Origin of the sequence: Streptomyces coelicoflavus, from assembly GCF_045041415.1 — a bacterium.
Taxonomy (GTDB): Bacteria; Actinomycetota; Actinomycetes; order Streptomycetales; family Streptomycetaceae; genus Streptomyces; species Streptomyces coelicoflavus.
This window is the reverse complement of record NZ_CP108218.1, coordinates 1,706,302-1,722,988: the sequence shown is the minus strand read 5'-3', so window position 1 is coordinate 1,722,988 and position 16,687 is coordinate 1,706,302. Positions and strand designations below refer to the sequence as shown.

Genomic DNA, 16,687 nt, shown 5'->3' with positions numbered 1-16,687 from the left:
TGCGGGGTCGAACCGGCCCCACACCGCACCGGAGCACGCGGCCCGTCACCGCCGGGACGGCAGGACGCTCGCCGCGGTGGAGGGGATGCGTACGTCCGCGAACTGACTGCGGCCCTGTTCGGCGAGGCGGCCGAGGGAAACGAGCTGAGTGTCCTGAGCCGTCTGGTCACCGCGTTCCACGGCGTCGCGCAGGGCGTCGCGAGCGGTCAGGACCTCCTTGCGCAGGGTCGTCGGGTAGGAGTCCTGTTCGGCGAGGGCGACGGTGATGATCGCTGTACGGACCGCCGGGTCGAGTCCGGTCCACAGGTCCTCGGCCCGCTCCGTGGCGCTCCGCAGCGCGTCGGTGCGCATGGCCCGTCGCGCGTCCATGACCGCGTCCGCCGCTGCCCGCAGCTCCTCCCGCACCGGTGACGGCAGTAGCCCGCGCCCGTTCCGGTGGGCGAGCACGGCCTGAGCGTGGACGCCGCGCGCCCGCTTGCACAGGTCGAGGGCGTCGCGGGCGGAGTCCAGCAGTCCGTCCAGGGAACGACCCACGGTCTCCCCCTTGCCCAGCGCCGCCAGGTCCGTTCGCAGCGCGGTCAGGGTGTCGCGCTCGGCGGGGGTCAGTTCCCGTTCGAAGTCGGACAGGAAGCCGGCGTACCGGTCGTGGAGTTCGGCTGCCTTCCGTCCGACGGTGGCCGAGACGGTGCTGCGCCGGAGCCGGGTGCCCTGCCATGCGCCGGAGGCGATCCGGTACCGCAGGTCGACGGTCCGGTCGGCGTCGAGTCGCACCTGGAGGGCGATCGGCACGTCACCACGGGTCTCGTCGGCGTCCCGACCGGTGTGGGCGCCGCAGAACTCGTTGCGCTCCGCCGAGCCCAGGTGCGGTCCCTCCCAGACACGGAACAGCACCCCCTCGTCGCGGTTCCTGCGTACCGCGAGGTCGTCCACCCGGTGCCATTCGGTCGGGTAAGGGGTCCCGGCGGGGAAGAGCACCTCGACGGTGCCGTCCTTGAGTTCGAGTCCGATGTGCTGCGCCGTCACCTGCTGGGGAAGGGCGGTGCCGAAGTCGCCGCCGCAGAACGAGCACGCGGTGAGACCCGGACCGTTGACCATGCCGCAGCCCGGGCACTTGAGGCCGCCGAGGTCCAGCCGCGCGTCGCAGTCGAGACAGTTGGCGGCGGTGGCGGGGTTGTCGTCGCGGCCGCATTCCGGGCACTCCGTGCGGCTGGCCGTAGTGGGGGCGGCCCGCAGTCCGGACAGGTCCGTCGCACACACCGGGCAGGCGGAGGTCAGCTCGGGTGCGGGGACGTGGCAGCCGGGGCAGTCCACCGTGGCCCTCCCCAGCAGCGGGGTTTCACAGCTCGGGCAGGAGTCCTCGGTGACGGGAATGCCCTCGATGGTGCACGTCTCGGCGGGGCAGTCCAGCGTGTCCAGCAGGCCGGCCTCCACCGCGGCGCCGTGCGCGACCGCCATCATGGGATCCACCACGTCCGACACCTTGTCCTCGCCGAACAGCTCCTGAAGGCCGCGCCGGACGGCCGGGACGCGGGTGGAGCCGCCGACCAGGAGAACACGCTGAACGTCCTCGGGAAGGGCGCCGCTCCCCGTCAGCACCGATTCGACCGTCTCCCGCATCCTGCGCAGGTGGTCGGTGAGGAGCTCCTCGAAGTCGGCGCGCCGCACCGTCCCCGACCACGATCCACCCTCGCGACCGAGTGGGGAGAGGGTCACGTCCGAGGTGTCCCGCGTGGACAGCTCGACCTTCGCGCGCTCGGCGGCCGCCCGGATGCGGAAGGCGTCGGTCTCACCGCTGTGGTCGCGTCCGCCGAGCCGCCGGCGAAGGTGGCCGTCGAGGAGCGCGTCGAAGTCGGCGCCGCCGAGGAGGTTGTCACCGCCCAGCTCGCTCACCGAGAAGTAGCCGGGGCCCAGGGTCAGCACCGACACGTCGAACGTACCGCCGCCCAGGTCGAAGACGAGCATGCTGCTGGGCTCGGTCACCTCCCCGCCCGGACCGACTCCGAAGGCGTGCGCGGCGGCGGTCGGCTCCTCCACGATCCGCGCCACGTGCAGACCGGCCAGCCGTCCCGCCTCGCGTACAGCGGCGAACTGCGGCTCGGCGAAGTACGCGGGAACGGTGATCACGGCACGACGGAACGACACGCCCGCGGCGTCCTCGGCGTCCTTCTTGAGCCGCCGGAGCAGTACGGCGGAGACCTGCACGGGGGAGAGGTAGTGCTCGCCGAGCCGGATCTCCACCGAGCCGTCGGCGGCGGCCCGGACGGGCGGCGCGTCGTCCGGCCGTGTGCTGAGGGCCTGCTGCACGAGGGCGTCGTCCCATCGCCGCCCGATCAGGCGCTTGACCTCGGTGATTACCGAACGGGGGTCCCCGCCGCGCCAGTTGAGAGCCTCCCGACCGACCAACAGGGTGCCGCTCGCGTCGACCCCGACCGCCGACGGCGTGGCCTGTTCGCCGTGCCGGTTGGACAGGACGGTGGGGACGCCGTCGTGCAGCCACGCCGCGACGGAGTTGGTGGTACCGAGGTCGATGCCGAGGGTCCGGTGCATGGAGGAACGCTTCCTGATCGTCGTGGAGTGCCGTGGACGGGAGGTGCGGTACGGGGCACCGGGCGGGGTGCGGCCGTCTGCTCAGCCGCGGCGGCGGGAACGGCGCCCGCGCCCGGCCGAGGACTTGCGCGGCAGGCCCCGCTGGGCGCGGGTGGTGCGCCGGGGCTGTGACCGTTTGCCGCCGGCTGGGGGCGTCACGGGGGCCAAGGCGTCCCCGGCCGCCTCTTCCGGCGTCCCGGGCTCGGGTGCGGGGCCGGGCACCGCGATGACCACCTGTGCGGGCCTCAGAGTGGCGGCACCCATGCGGAAGCCGGTGATCCTCTCCCTCAGTACCGTGCCGTGCGGCCGGGTCGGATGAGGCTCGGTACCGACGACGCGCATGGTCGCAGGGTCGGCCGTCCTGCCCACGACGTCCATCGGAGCGACATCGTGCCGGGCGAACTCACCGCGCAGCATCCGGTGCGCGGCGTCGATCTGCTCGCCCAGCGCGATGGCGGCCGACGCCGTCTCACGCGCGGAGCGGGCTCCTTGGAGGGCGCCTGCCCGGCGGCGGGTGTCGGCGAGCACGTCGTCCAGTGGCAGCAGAGCGTCCAGCAAGGCACGCAACCGGGCCTCCGCCTCGTCCCGTTTGCCGGACAGTGCCTCGACCCGGCGCCGCAGCTTGTCGAGTTCGGACGGCGGACCGGCGGTGGCGGCCGGGGCGGGGTCGGTCACGAAGGCTCCTCGGTGGCGTGCGCGGTCTCGGTCGCGGGCGGTGGCAGGGGAGGGGTGAGCATTTCGGCGACGAGGGCGGTGACGGGACTGCTGGAGGCCTGGTCGGCACGCTGCAGGAGCCGGTGCCGGTCCGGGTCCTGACGGGCCTCGGTGAGCGCCTTCGCCGTCAGTCTGCGCAGAGGTAGGGGCCGGGTGCCGGGCGGGATGCCGGGCACGAGTTCGTGGAGCGTGGGGCCGAACCAGGGGATCGGGGGGAGCGAGGGGTCCTCACCGCCCGGCCCGACCGGCCTGTCCCGATCGGTTTCGTCGGCGGTCAAAAGAGGGCCTCCTGCCCGGTGTCGTCGTGGCCCGCTCCGCGAGGGCGGGGGCGGGGGCTGGGTCCGAAGAGCGGGCTCTGCTCGGGCAACCCGGCACCGATCCGTGCCGCGCACGCACGGTCGCGCTGCGCCCCGCCAGGGTCGCCCGCCCGCTCATGGGCCCGGGCCCGGTTCAGGTAGGCGGTTTCCACGGTCTGGTCGAACCGCGCACTGACACCGGTCCGCATGCGGTCCTGGAGGAACAGCTCGATGACGTCCGAAGGGGTCGCGGTGGCCTCCAAGTGCTCCGCGAGATGCAGGACGGCCTCGTCGAGCGCCTCTCTGACACGACTGCCATGGGCGGCGGGGACCGAGAGGCCGTCGGCGACACACAGCAAGTCGACGCGGCGCTCCAGTCCGGCACGCTTGTCCTCGGCGTCGGTGCGCCCGGCCGCACGTACCAGCAGATCGACGAGGACGTGATCGAGGAGCATGTCCCCGTACCCTGCGCCGCCTGCACCGTCGTACTCGAGTACTTTCCGTACGGCGGCCCGCGCAGGGGCGAATCGTCCCCCGGAGGCCTCCGTGACGGCCTGCCCCGCAAAGTGCTCCCGGAGCCACCGCCGGGCCGCATCGCACTCCGGGTCGCGGTCGAGCAGGCTCTGCACCTGGCCGACCCGTAACCTGCCCCCGCCGGGTGCACCGGCGAGCGACAGACGCAGGTCCTCCTTCAGATGGTCGTCGAGGCCCGACCTGGCGTCCTGGTCCCGCGGGGTGACGACGAGCGCGCGAGCGAAGCGCTTCCGGCTCTGCTCGGGGTCGCTCCGCAGAACCTTCTGCCCCTGCCGCACCAGTTCGGCGGTCAGCTCGGCGGCCACGGAGGTGTCCTGCGGCAGGAGCGCGTGGGCGATCTCGAGACCCTGGATGCGCGTGATGGGGGAATAGCCTCGTCCGGCGCGCCCACGACCGACATTCTTCGCCGCGTGGAGGATGGCCGCCGCCTCCCTGGCTCCCGGCCTGCGCCCCAGGCGTGCCGCCGTACTGAAGTCCGCCAGCGCCTCGCTCCACTCGCGGGCCAGCATCCGGTCCCGGCCGCGCTCCGTCATCGCTTCGGCCACCGGCCCCGCGCATGCCCGGTGGTCGGGTGTGTCCTCGGTCCAGGTGGCGGGGTCGGGATGGCGCGTGGTGTAGGCGTCGAGGAGTTCGACCCGGCGACCGCCCCGGATGAGATGCCGGGCGGCGTCCTTCAACGGAATCAGGCCGTCCGGCCCGGCCTCGGCAGGGACGACGACAGGGAAGAGGCGTTCCGCATCCCAGGCCGTCCGCCAGGCGCCGAGTGCGTCCCGGCCCGCCCGGACGTCCAGGGCGTGCAGCAGGTCGGTGATCCGTCCGTGCAGATGGTCGCGGGCCTGGTCCCAGTCCTTGTCGGGGACCGGGGTGCCGCGCCGTGCGGTGAGCAGGCCGCGGAAGCCGCCCGTACCGTCCTCGTCCAGGAGATACGCCCACAGCACGATCGCGAGCGCCGCGGTGCCCGCGTCGGCGGACCGTCCCTCGTCGCTCAGCCTGCGGAGGGCATGCACCGCGAGGGCGTGGACGACTCCCGTGTCCGCCATCGCCAGGTCATCGGTGTCGGGACACCGACGGACCGCCTCCGGCCAGTTGCCGGCCCGAGCGGCCAACGCGGCCCAGAGCACGTCGTACCGCACCGCTTCGTCGTAGTCCTCCGGCGCGCCGTACTCGGCCTGTAGCCGACGCAGCACGGGGTGCGCGACGTGGAACTCCGCTCGGAGGAAAGCCCGTTCGGCTTCGGCCAGCAGATCGCGCACCGAGGCCGTCCGGCCCGCTCCCCCTGTGTCCAGCACCCGCACGATCCGACGTCTCCCTTGATCCCCCGCCTTGCGCAAGGATCACCGTAAGGAGGGCCTGTTGGCAACGTCAACGCGCGTCCGGTTGAGGGGTGGCTGGATTGCGCCGAGGGCCTGTCTCAAGACGTACCGATCAGCTCGGCCCGTACCGTCTTGCCGCTGGGCGGGAAGGCAAGCGTCTCCCAGCGGTCGGTGAGCGCGTCGACGAGCGCGAGGCCGCGTCCGCCGGTGCGGAGCAGCGCCTCGGGCGTGGCGTCCACCGGACCTGCCTGCGGCCACCTGTCTCCGCGCGGATCCGTGACGTCGACCTGGAGGTGGCAGGCCGCAGCGTCGAACACGAGGGTCAGGCGGAAACTGCGACCGGGCACGTGGCCGTGGAGGACGGCGTTTGCCGCGAGTTCCGCGACGACGAGTTCGGCACGCTCCGTGAGGTCCTGCGGAGTGGGCCAGGACCGCAGTTGGCTCACGGTGAGCAGGCGGGCGAGTCGTGCTCCGCGCCGGGTGGAGGAGAGCAGCTGCGTGAAGCTGAGGCGGGGGGACGTGAGTTGGGGAGCAGAGTGGTTCATGGCGCCAGCGTGGCGTGCGGGTGTGGCCAGTCGCGAGTGGCGCGCTTCGTACGCGAAGTCAGCGTACGGGCACGTGGAGTAGACAGTACGCATGACTGGCCGTCACGCTGAGTGGTGAACCTGTGGTGGCCCGAGGGGCTGGAGAGAGGGGCGGCGGATGGACATCGTCGAAGGGGAGGTGGCTGCGGGCGTCGGCGCCGGTGCCCGTACGGTTCCGGAGGGGGAGCGGGAACCCCACCCCTCGGACAGTCTGCGTACGTTCGGTGCGTTCGTCCAGGCGCTGCGCGAGCACGCGGGGCTCAGCCGGGGCGACCTCGCGGCAGCCGTCCAGTACTCCAAGCACACCGTGGAGTCGGTGGAGTTGGGCCGCCGGATGCCGGACGAGGCGTTCGTGGAGCGGGCCGAGGAGGCCCTGGGCAACACGGGTGCCCTGCGGAGGGCCGCGCGGCATCTCACGCGGGGCGAGGCGGGGCTCGCCGCGTGGTTCCGGAGGTGGGCTCGGTTGGAGCGGGAGGCGGTGAGCCTGTGTACGTACGAGTGCCGGTTGGTGCCAGGGTTGTTGCAGTCGGAGGGGTATGCGCGGGCTGTGTTCGACAACAGCATCCCGTTGCTGACCGACGAGCAAGCGGAAGCGCAGGTCACTGCACGCATGGAGCGGCAGACGATAATGCGGGAGCGGTCGACCGTGCCCTTCGGCTTCATCGTGGAGGAGTCGGTCCTTCGGCGCGGGCTGGGTGGAGCGCAGGTGCAAGCGACCATGCTGGACCACGTGCTCGACCTCACGGCACCGCGCAACGTGACGCTTCAAGTGGTGCCGCTGGAGTTGGAGTTCCATGGGTGCCTGGACGGGCCTGTTCAATTGGTGGAGACCCTGGAGGGAAGGCGGCTCGGATACTCCGAGGGGCAGCAGAATGGGCGGCTGATCTCCGACGCGAAAGAGGTGAGCTTGCTCTGCCGACGCTATGACACACTGCGCTCGCAGGCCCTGAACCCCAGAGAGTCACGGGACCTGCTGGAGCGACTGCGAGGAGAGCTATGAGCAGCGGTAAATCGGAACTCGCCTGGTACAAGTCCAGCTACAGCGGCACTCAGGGCGACAGTTGTGTGGAGATCGCGATCGCCGAAGAGGGTGTCCACATCCGGGATTCCAAGGACGTGGCCCGCCCGGCCTTCGCGGTCGGCCGTGACGGCTGGCGGACGTTCGTGCGGTTCGCGTCGGAGCGCTGAGCTTGCGGGTGTGCCGTCGGGTGCGTCCGGACGGCACACCCCTTTCTACCGCCGAGGCGTCAGGTGAGGGTGTTGCGCAGGTGGGGGCCGAGGTAGCCGACGTACACCTTCCCCGAGCGGGGACAGTCGTCGTAAAAGTGAAGGCGAGGGGCGATCGTGCTGCCCCCGCCGATCTTCAGGTGGGCCTGCATGAAGACCCGGCCGCCGGGGGACACCGCTTCCGGTACCGGGAGCATGCGTTCGGTGCGCAGTTTCGCCTTGCGGGCGACGGTGTCCGACTCGCGCATAGCTACCTTGGCGGCGGGGAACGGAAAGGCGCTGGACGCGTCGGACTTGCACCAGCTGAGGAAATCCCCGGAAGTCGTGCCTTCGGCGGAGGACTGGGCGAAGTGATTGAGGGCCAGTAGCCCGTCCCAGGCGACGTAGAGCCAGTTGTCCACCGACTGGCTGTCGAGGGACCGGGTGATCTTGCGGTTCCCGGTGAACGAGATGCCGGTCAGCTCGTTGAGCCGGTCCAGCAGTTCGGAGAACGTCTCCGGGTAGGTGATGTCCTCGACGTCGGCCGGCGCGTGGGCGAGGGCGAACTGACCGGCCTCCTGCAGCTGCTCGCGCAGGAAGCGTATGAGCCGCTGGGACTCCTGGACCTTGTCGTACAGTTCCTCGTTCTCGCCGCGTAGTTCGTTGCTGGCCTGGTCCGCCTTTGCCAGCTCCGTGTACAGGTCGTTGATCTCGTCGACCCGCATCGCCTCGGCACGCTCCGCCTCGTCCAGCAGGGCTGTCAGTGCCGCGCTGTCGGAGCGGAGCTGAGCGAGGTCCGTGCCGTCGGCGGTCGTGCGGGGGCGGGTGCGCTGTCGCGGAATGCTGAGCAGAGCGGCGGGCAGCGGCTGCCGGGAGGACAGTCGCTGGGGAAGGGCCGCGAGTATGGACGCGGCGCGGCGGGGGTCGGCCTCGATGGTTCGGCGCGACATCACGGGGTGACGTTGCGCGTCGGGTTTCCAGGCCGGGTCGAGCCCGGGCAGGTAGGTGCGGACGCCGCCTCCGAAGACGGGGTGGTACTCCAGCGCGCCGTTGAACCGCGTCTGTGCTTCCGGTGTGAGCACGTACAACACGGCCAGTCCGTGCAGGCAGCGGAAGAGCGGCTCGACGACCGAGCGCGACCAGTCGTCGGGGTTCTTGCCGTACGGCACCGTGGCGACGACGACAGGCAGCCGTCGGTTGGTGTCGCACAGCTCCTCGATGGCGTCGTCCACGTCCTCGGCCTCGATGAAGACGGGTGCGGAGGCGACATCGGCGAGGCCGTCGCGTGCTTCCAGTACGTCCAGGAGGGAACGGACGATGTGCGGTGTGTTGGCGCGTCTGGGGGCCATGCCTTCGCGGGCAGGCTGGTGCTCGATGTCGACCTGTACCCACGTTCGGCCCCCATCCTCCTCAAGGCCGGAGCGCACGATGAGCGTGGACTGCCAGGTGCCCGAGGCCGTGGAGGGTGTCTCGCGCATGCGCCAGCGGCTGTACGCGCCCTTGCGCCCGCCTTCCGAGTCCCGGTCGAGGGTGGCGTGCGGGGCTATCTCGGTCCGTCCCTCGTCCAGCCCGGAGGGGTCGTACCCCTTGCCGCGGATCCAGTCGATCAGCTGCCGCTCGGCTATGCCGCACGCCTTGACGTAGCTGAGTTCGGTCGAGACCACCATGCGGTAACCACGTGGTTCCATGAGCACTCCTACTGGGGAGCCGGGCGGGTCGGTGTTGCGTTCGGCACGGCGGCCATGCGGCCGTCTCACGCCTTGTCGGTCGGTCCGTAGCCGAGGGACGCGCGATTGATGAAACGGTCACCGAGGCCCCGAGCGGGGGCAGGCTTGGCCTGCCGAGTGGACTTCGCGGCCGGTGTCTTGGTGCGGGAGCGTGTGGCCGGCTTCGGCTTCTTGACGCCGGTGACCGGTGGCTTGCCCTGCGCCCTGAATTTCTGTCGCAGAGCGGTGAGTTGTTCGCGTTCCTGCTTGGTCTTGTGGGCGGGCAGTGCGTTGACGAGGGCGCGGGCCTTGCGGAAGAGGTACCGCGCCGCCGTATCGCGCTTGTCCTTCACCGCTTTGCGCAGCACGTTGATGGTGTGGCGCAGAGCCTTGATCTTCGCCGCATCCCCCTGGGGCAGCTGGAATTCGGCACCGGTCGCACGTTGCTCACGGGCGGCGCGACCGGGCCAGTCCGTGCCGCCCGTCAGGACGACTACGGCACGGGGATTGCTGGTCTGGCTTCGGCGTACCACGAGTGATCCTTCCTCTGGGCGGGCTGTGCGCTGGGTCAGCCGTGGCGGGGGCCCTGGCCAGGGGGCGGGGAGAGGGGGGAGCGGTAGGCGACGGAGCCGGGCTTCTCCTCGTCGAGCGGAGTCTCCAGGGTCAGGCCGGCGGTGGCCATACGGTCGTACTCGGCGAGGACGAGACGCTTGGTGCGGTACTCGCCGAACTTGGCGATCTCGTTGTTCTTCAGGCCGCCCGACTCCGACTGGAACGACTCCAGGATGTAGTCGGTGTCCTCACGGCTGATCCCGTAGAGGTGGAAGAAGTACGCGTCCAGCTCGGCGCGCAGCTGGGCCCGACGCTCCTCGTCCCAGCGGAAGGGCTCGCCCTCGTCCCCGAGGTCGCGGGCGAGGGGAGTCATGTCGTAGGCGGTGTAGACGAGTTCGAGGACGCGGGGGAGGAGGAAGGGGAGGTGGGGTTCGAGGGTGGCGGGGGTGGGGACGGGGAGCTGTTTCACGACCATTCGGTTCATGTGGATACCGCCGACCTTCTGGCGGGCAATGTAGTCGAACACAATTGAGCTCTGTGCCGACACCAGGGCAGCGGCACACTTTGGTGAAACCGAAGGCAGCATGAGGGGGAACGTGTAGCTAACCGCAGCCTTGGGAAGAAATGCGGGGATAGCGGTTCGCTCGTCCGTGGTCCGGCAGATATCGCGTGAGCCGATCGCCCAGTCGCGGTGCCAATTCAGCTCGTGCAGCCGGTCAGAAACTCCGGGAATCTTGACCTCTTTGCCGTTGCGCAAGGTTGGGACGAGTCCTTCCTCCTGAACCCAGTAACGTGCTTGCGCAACGCCGTGGGCATCGCGTTTAACAGTGATTGGCAGGCGTTCGTAGTTCTCGCTGCCAAGACCCTTATAGCTGTTCCACCGGTGGTCGAAATGGTGGACCATCTTGCCCTCGTAAACAGGGAGCATCCTTCGACCGTTGCGAACGAACACGTTGCCCCTCAGGGTCCAGCCGTCGTTTTCCAGCCCCTCACGAGTGTGGAACAGGTCCGAGTCGTCGGTCATATTGAACAGGTTCTTGAAGCTCACCCCCCATGGATTGCCGTTGCGGCGCTCCTCGTTCCACAGAACCGGCATGCGGCGATATACCCCGGCCGTGATGTCCGCGTCGCGCTGGGTCCGGAACACCGGCAGCGTGCCCGTGTTCGGGTTGATCCTGGCCAGGTCGTCCGGGCCCAACGCGAAGACCCGGTTCGGGTCCTCCAGATCCGTGACGTCGGAGAGAAAGAAGCCGACGCGACTGGCGTCCGCCTGTGCCGCGCGGCCGGTGAGGGCGAGCAGACAGAACTTGTAGCTGGAGTGCACGCTTTCGAACCACTTGCCGCCCTTGGGCAGCGCGGGCGACTTCGGGCGCCGGTTCTCGAAGTCGTACAGGGAGGCCAGAGCCCCTCGCCGTGTGAAGTCACCGAACAGGTGCTGCGACCCCGCGCCCGTGGCGATCGCCGTCGGCAGGATCACGCCGGACCGGCCCTCGGGCGCGACCACGTTCGTCATCCGCTCGGCGAACAACGTGTCCGTCTGCAGTGAATTGACGCCCTTGACCGTCAGCCCCTTCGCGCACAACGGGAACACCCCCGAGTCCCCCGCGAAATGGAACATCCCCTTGACCGCCCGCCGAGCCTCCCGGTACCGCTTCCCGGCGTCCGGGCGCTCGCGCTCCCACTCGGCGATACGCGTACGCCGTGCCGCGCCAGCGATCTCCGCGATGGCGGGGTCGACGACGCTGAAGTACTTCTTGTCCTCGAAGTCGACCTTGTCCCACGGCGGGTTCCCCACCACACACGAGAACCCCCCGGCCCACCCCGTTCCCGGATCGACCGCTCCCGCCGACGTGTCACCGTCCTCCGGGACCGTGAAGACCTCGGGGAAGTGCAGGTGCCAGTGGAAGAAGGCGTACTGGTCCCGCAGGCGCTCGATCTCGGCGTGGGTCGCGTCGGGGGCCGCCTTGCCGTCCGGGTCCTCCAGTCCCCGGAAGACCTTGTGGGTGACGGCGGGCGGGGCGTCCTGGTGCTTGAGCCAGACGAAGGCCGCGCACCACGCGTCGGCCACGTGCATCGCGTGCCGGTACTCGGCCGAGCCCGACCACGTGCGGAAGTCGGACTCCTTGCGGCGGACGTCGGCGAGGTCGCCGTCCGGTGCGGCGGTGATCCGGCGCAGTCCCCGGGCGAAGGAGGCGTTGGCGACCTTCGTCTCCGTCTCGATCTCGAACAGGCCGCCCTGACCCCTGCGTTCCTCCGTGTTGCGGGCCAGCAACTGCCGTGCCCAGCCCTCGTCGTCACCCTCCGTCTTCTTGAACGCCCGGTCCGGGATGCCGTCCCGCATCAGGGCCGGGGTCGCGCCGATCAGGCCGTTGCCGTGCTTGATGTGGGAGTCGAGGAACCCGAGGGGCCGGCCGGCCTTCATCGCCTCCAGCCACAGGGAGACCTTGGCCAGTTCGACGGCCATGGGGTTGAGGTCGACGCCGTACAGGCAGTGGGAGACGACCTCCCGGAGGGCGTCCGCCACGGCGTCCGCCGTGGGCTCGGGGTTGCGCTCGCGCACCGCCGCCACCCGCTTGGCGATCCGGCGGGCCGCCGCCACCAGGAAGTGGCCCGAACCGCAGGCCGGGTCGCAGACCGTGAGGGAGAGCAGTTCCTCGACGATCGTGTCGGCGGGGTCGATACGGCCCTCGGTGCTCGCCCGCTGCTCCCCGCGCTTGACGGCATCGTCTATCACCGGGTTCAGCGTGGAGTCGAGCAGCGTTTCGGTGAGGGCGGTGGGAGTGTAGTAACTGCCGGTCTTCTTGCGGTCGTTGCCGATGCGGTCGACCAGTTCGAAGGTGCGGTCGGCCGCGCTGTGCTTCGGCACCAGCTCCAGCAGTGCCTCGTACACCGAGCCGAGTTCCTCGGCGCCCATGTGCAGGTAGTCGACGGGACGCCAGCGGGCGGAGCCGGCGTCGCGCACGCGAGCCAGGTGCTTGACGGCCTCGAAGAAGTGCCAGTTCGACAGCCGCACGCCGTGCAGCGGCCGGTCGTCCGGGGTGTCGTTGAAGAGGCCGCCGAGCCCTTTCAGCCCCAGCTCGGGGCGGCCCTGCTCGGAGCCCAGCGCCTCGATGAGCAGCTCCAGGGCCCGGTAGCGGTCGTCGTGGGCGGTGCCCAGGCGGCGCAGGGCGTGCCGGCGGAGGCGGGCCGTGGAGAAGTAGCGGGCGAAGCGGTCGCGGGTTCGCCCGTCCGCTTCCGGGTCCAGCAGGGCGTCGCGGTCCTCAGCGACGAAGAGGAAGATCATGCGGTAGACGAGCCGGAGCAGTGCCGTCTGGAAGGCGTGGACGTCCAGGCGCTCGCGCAGCTCGTGGTTGTGCGGGTGGCTGAGAAACCCGGTGCCGAGGACGGTCAGGGCATCCTGGACGCCGATTCGGAAGAGCTCGAGGGCCCGGCTGCCGGACTCGATGGCGACCGTGCGCCACTTCTCCAGCCAGCATCCCGAGGGCGCGGTTCCCTCCGGCACCGTGAAGCGGGATGCGTGCAGCAGGCAGTACAGCAGCACGAACTCGCTGAACAGCTCGCCGTCGAAGATGGCCTCCAGGTCGAATTCGACGTAGGCGGCCGTGGCGAAGGACGACGAGTCCCGCAGCAGGCGCAGGCGGCGGCCGTTGGTGAGGGCCGCCCACAGGTGGGCCTCGGTGCGGTTGAGGCAGTCCTGGAGCATGGACTGGGCCGGGACCTGACCGGCCGTCGGGCGCTTGTCCAGCTCCTGGTTCCAGGGGATGAGGTGGATCAGGGCTGGGCCGTGGCGGTGGGAGACCGGGAAGTGCTTCTCCGGGTCGGAGTCGGCCGGGATGCCCGCGGCGCCGACCTCGGTCAGCGCCCCGAAGTCCAGCTTGCGGAAGAGCTGGGCGAGCCAGTCGGTGCCGGCCCGGCCGGTGGGGTCGGCCGCGGGTGCGCCGGTGACCGGGTCGGAAGGGAGGGCGGCGCGCAGGTCGCGCCAGAGCGGCTTGAGGTACTCCCAGGCGCGCTCGGCCTCGTCGCGCACGGGCACGGAGGCGGGCAGGCCGTAGTCGGCGGGCTTGGTGCCCGGGAGGTTCCGCGCGTCGGCGACGCGCAGCAGCATGTCGGCGGGGAGCAGTCCGCCGACCGTGGTGACGGCGGTGAAGGCCAGGGCGGTGCGGGTGGCGGCGGACATCAGGCTTCGGCTCCGGTCGCGGTAGAGGCGGGGGCGGCGGGGGAGACGGACGCGGCGGCCTGCGACGGCACGTACACGTACACACCGAGGACGTCGGCGGGCTCCTGCGGGACGACCTTCAGGCCGCGGACGATCTCCTCGTTGGCCTTGCGCACCCGGCGGTGCGAGGCGTCGAGTTCGGCGGCCAGGCGTACCCCGTACTCAGTGAGGTGGGCGGCGAGGTCCGGGAGGGCTTCCAGGTCGCGGGCGATCTGGTTGCGGGCCCGCTGCTCGTGGGTGTTGGCGGTGGCGCGGGCCGCGAGGAGGGCGGTGGCCGCGTCGTCGTCCAGCCAGCGGGCACGCTGCGGCAGGCCCTCGTAGGCGAGGAGCCGCGCGTCCTCGGCGACGAGCTGCCGTTCGCCGGTGCGGGAGGGCAGGGTGAGGTGGAAGCGGTAGCGGACCAGCAGCAGTGTGGTGCGGGTGGTGACCGCGTCCGTGGTGACCACGCCGCAGCGGCGGGCCGGGCGGGGGCCCAGGGCCTTCACGTCCAGCGCCGAGTCCAGGACGTACGAGGCGACGGCGCCGACCGCCGGGTCGGTGCGGACGAGGGCGGCCTCCCCGCGGGCGACCGCCGGAGTGGCGCGGAACGGGATCTCGCGGTCCTCCTCGACGAGCCGGTTGCCCAGGGCGGCGCCGAGCGCGGCCTGCAGGCCGGCCGGGGTGCCCCCGACCTGCGCGGTGAAGTCGCCGGTGCCGTCGCGTGGGTCGCGGACGAGCGCGTCGAGGTCGCGCAGCGCCTCCAGGGCGAACTCGCGGACCTCGTCGGCGCCGCCGAGCGCGGCCCGTACGGCGGCGACCTCGCGGGCCACCTCCTCCGGATGGATGGCACGCTGGGCGTACTTGGAGCGGGAGGTCGTCTCCCGCTCGGCGGCCGAGGCCCACTCCCGCTCGACGCGGGCGAACGACTCCTGGCCGCCGTCCAGGTCGAACAAGCTCTCCTGACTGCCCTGCCGGCCGTGCAGCAGCAGCCACTCCACGACGGCGTCGGTGACACCGGAGGCGGTCTCGTCGGGGACGGAGACGGAGATGCCGAGGTCTTTCTTGATCTGCCGGTGCTTCTTGAACAGCACTTCCAGGACCTTGCCGTCGATACCGTTGTCCTCGCCGTACATGGTGATGACGCGGACCTGGTCGCGCTTCTGTCCGTAGCGGTCGACGCGGCCCTCGCGCTGGTCGTGGCGGGTCGGGTTCCAGGCCAGGTCGTAGTGGACGACGGCGTCGAAGTGGTGCTGGAGATTGACGCCCTCGGAGAGGCAGTCGGTGGCGATCAGCACGCGGCGGACCGCTGGGTCGTCACCCGCCTCCGCGGCCTCGGTGGCGAGCTGCTCGATGCGTTCCAGGCGCTGCTGCGGGGAGAGGGTGCCGGTCACCGCGGCGATCTTCGTCTTCTTGCCGAGCTTTCCGTCGAGCTGTTTGGCGAGGTAGTCGGCGGTGGGGATGTAGCGGCAGAAGACGATCGGGTGGTAGCCCTCGGCGATCAGGCCCTTCAGGTGCCGGGTCAGCGCCTTCAGCTTCGCGTCCTCGGCCGGGCCGACCAGCTTCTCGGCGCGCTGGGCGAGTTCGAGCAGCCGGGCGCCCGCGTCCTCCGTCTCGGCGGCGCCCGGAGCGACGTCCATGCCCTCCAGCCGGTCGTTGTCCGCGGAGTCGGCGGCCACCGGGGCGCCGAGCACGTCCGCCTCGTGTGCGGTGCGGGCGGCGGCGGACTCGGAGCGGGTCTTCAGGGTCTGCGCGGCGGCGGCCGGCGAGGACACCATCGAACGCAGCAGCGCGATCACCGACCACCAGGCGATCCGGGCCTCCCGCCTGCCCTGCTCACCGGCCGCCTCGACGCGGTCGCGGGCGTAGGCGATGGCGTCGTCGAGCAGCGCCCGGTAGGCGGGGGTGAGCTTGTAGGGCTCGTCCTTGGTCCAGCGGTCGGACGGGAAGGCCGTCCGCTCGGCCAGGGAGTCGTCGGCGAGGCCGTCCTCCCTGGTGAGGTAGGAGCGGACGTCGGCGCGCTTGCGGGCCACGAAGTGCTCGGCGAGCTTCGCCCGCCCCGCCGGGGAATCCAGGTCCAGCGTGGCCAGTTCGGGGCGCACCAGGCCGAGCAGGTTGCGGAACGCCGACTCCTTGCCGGAGTGCGGGGTCGCGGTCAGCAGGAGCAGATGCCGGTCGGCCTGGTCGGAGACCCGGCGCAGCAGCTCGTACCGGAGCTGGTTCGCGGCGGAGGACGTGCCGCCCTGGGCGTGGTCGTCGGCGGCCACACAGGTGTGCGCCTCGTCGACGATCACCAGGTCGGGGCAGTGCCGTACGAAGTCCTCGCGGTGGCGCGTCGACTTGATGAAGTCCGTCGAGATGATCGTGAACGGGTGCCGGTCGAACAGGGACTGGCCCAGCTCCAGGCCGCGCTCCAGACGCGACACCGTGGAGGCCAGCACCAGTTCGGCGTCGATGCCGAACTTCTCCCGCAGCTCGCCCTGCCACTGCTCGGCCAGCGCCGGCGAGCACAGCACGGCCAGCCGGGTGGCCTCGCCCTGTGCGAGCAGCTCCTTGGCGATCAGGCCCGCCTCGACCGTCTTGCCGATGCCGACGTCGTCCGAGATCAGCAGCCGTACGGTGCGCTGCCGCAACGCCATCAGCAGCGGCACCAGTTGGTAGGCGCGGGGCTCCACGGCGATCGACGCGAGCGAGCGGAAGGGGCCCGCGCCCGAACGGAATCCGACGCGCAGCGCCGTGCGCAACAGACCCGCGGCCCGCTGGTCACCCAGGTCCTCAGCGTTCGGCGGCGCGAACTCCGCCGGACGCACGTCCTCGAACGCGGGGAAGACCGCCGCGATGTCGTCCTCGCTCCCGCCCAGGGGGCGCAGCACCAGCATGTCGGGGGCGCTGTCGGGCAGCACCACCCATTCCCGGCCGCGGGCGGCGACCAGGGAGCCGGCCGTGTACGTGAGGCTCATGGGATGTCTCAGTTCCTAGAGATCGAAGGGGGGCGAGGCGGCGG

Annotated in this window: 11 protein-coding genes; 2 read left to right on the top strand and 9 right to left on the bottom strand. The window is 71.1% G+C overall.

Annotation, left to right across the window (positions count from 1 at the left end; all coding sequences use genetic code 11):
• Positions 1-45: 45 nt before the first annotated feature.
• The 5 genes from OHA99_RS07570 to OHA99_RS07550 form a co-directional block, all read right to left on the bottom strand.
• Positions 46-2,547: an Hsp70 family protein gene (locus tag OHA99_RS07570; RefSeq protein WP_405694851.1), complete on the bottom strand. Its 2,502-nt coding sequence runs from the start codon at positions 2,545-2,547 to the stop codon at positions 46-48.
• A gap of 81 nt (positions 2,548-2,628) precedes the next feature.
• On the bottom strand, positions 2,629-3,261 hold the full coding sequence (locus OHA99_RS07565) for a nucleotide exchange factor GrpE (RefSeq protein ID WP_405694850.1): 633 nt from the start codon (positions 3,259-3,261) through the stop codon (positions 2,629-2,631).
• The gene (locus tag OHA99_RS07560) at positions 3,258-3,578 is read right to left on the bottom strand and encodes a hypothetical protein (protein WP_405694848.1); all 321 of its coding nucleotides are present in this window, start codon (positions 3,576-3,578) and stop codon (positions 3,258-3,260) included. Before OHA99_RS07560 ends, OHA99_RS07565 begins: the two co-directional genes overlap by 4 nt.
• Positions 3,575-5,425 carry a hypothetical protein gene (locus OHA99_RS07555; protein ID WP_405694847.1) on the bottom strand — a complete coding sequence of 617 codons (1,851 nt, stop codon included), beginning with the start codon at positions 5,423-5,425 and terminating at the stop codon, positions 3,575-3,577. The genes OHA99_RS07560 and OHA99_RS07555 overlap by 4 nt, the downstream gene beginning before the upstream one ends.
• A gap of 116 nt (positions 5,426-5,541) precedes the next feature.
• Positions 5,542-5,988, bottom strand: a complete 447-nt coding sequence (locus tag OHA99_RS07550) for an ATP-binding protein (RefSeq protein WP_405694845.1) — start codon at positions 5,986-5,988, stop codon at positions 5,542-5,544.
• A 157-nt stretch (positions 5,989-6,145) separates the two neighbouring features.
• Here OHA99_RS07550 and OHA99_RS07545 point away from each other — a divergent pair, with 157 nt between their 5' ends.
• Positions 6,146-7,027 (top strand): helix-turn-helix domain-containing protein, encoded by an 882-nt coding sequence (locus tag OHA99_RS07545; RefSeq protein WP_405694843.1) that lies wholly within the window; start codon positions 6,146-6,148, stop codon positions 7,025-7,027.
• Positions 7,024-7,215 carry a DUF397 domain-containing protein gene (locus OHA99_RS07540; protein ID WP_405694842.1) on the top strand — a complete coding sequence of 64 codons (192 nt, stop codon included), beginning with the start codon at positions 7,024-7,026 and terminating at the stop codon, positions 7,213-7,215. The genes OHA99_RS07545 and OHA99_RS07540 overlap by 4 nt, the downstream gene beginning before the upstream one ends.
• Before the next feature lie 59 nt (positions 7,216-7,274).
• Here the strand turns inward: OHA99_RS07540 and OHA99_RS07535 are convergent, their stop codons facing one another.
• The 4 genes from OHA99_RS07535 to OHA99_RS07520 all read right to left on the bottom strand — a co-directional run bounded on the left by OHA99_RS07535 (position 7,275) and on the right by OHA99_RS07520 (position 16,643).
• A complete protein-coding gene (locus OHA99_RS07535; RefSeq protein WP_405694840.1) occupies positions 7,275-8,921 on the bottom strand; it encodes a hypothetical protein in 1,647 nt (548 codons plus the stop codon).
• A gap of 65 nt (positions 8,922-8,986) precedes the next feature.
• Positions 8,987-9,472: a hypothetical protein gene (locus tag OHA99_RS07530; protein ID WP_405694838.1), complete on the bottom strand. Its 486-nt coding sequence runs from the start codon at positions 9,470-9,472 to the stop codon at positions 8,987-8,989.
• A 35-nt stretch (positions 9,473-9,507) separates the two neighbouring features.
• Positions 9,508-13,668, bottom strand: a complete 4,161-nt coding sequence (locus OHA99_RS07525) for an Eco57I restriction-modification methylase domain-containing protein (protein WP_405694836.1) — start codon at positions 13,666-13,668, stop codon at positions 9,508-9,510.
• Complete coding sequence (locus OHA99_RS07520) at positions 13,668-16,643, bottom strand: DEAD/DEAH box helicase (RefSeq protein ID WP_405694834.1); 2,976 nt, start codon at positions 16,641-16,643, stop codon at positions 13,668-13,670. The genes OHA99_RS07525 and OHA99_RS07520 overlap by 1 nt, the downstream gene beginning before the upstream one ends.
• Positions 16,644-16,687: the final 44 nt, after the last annotated feature.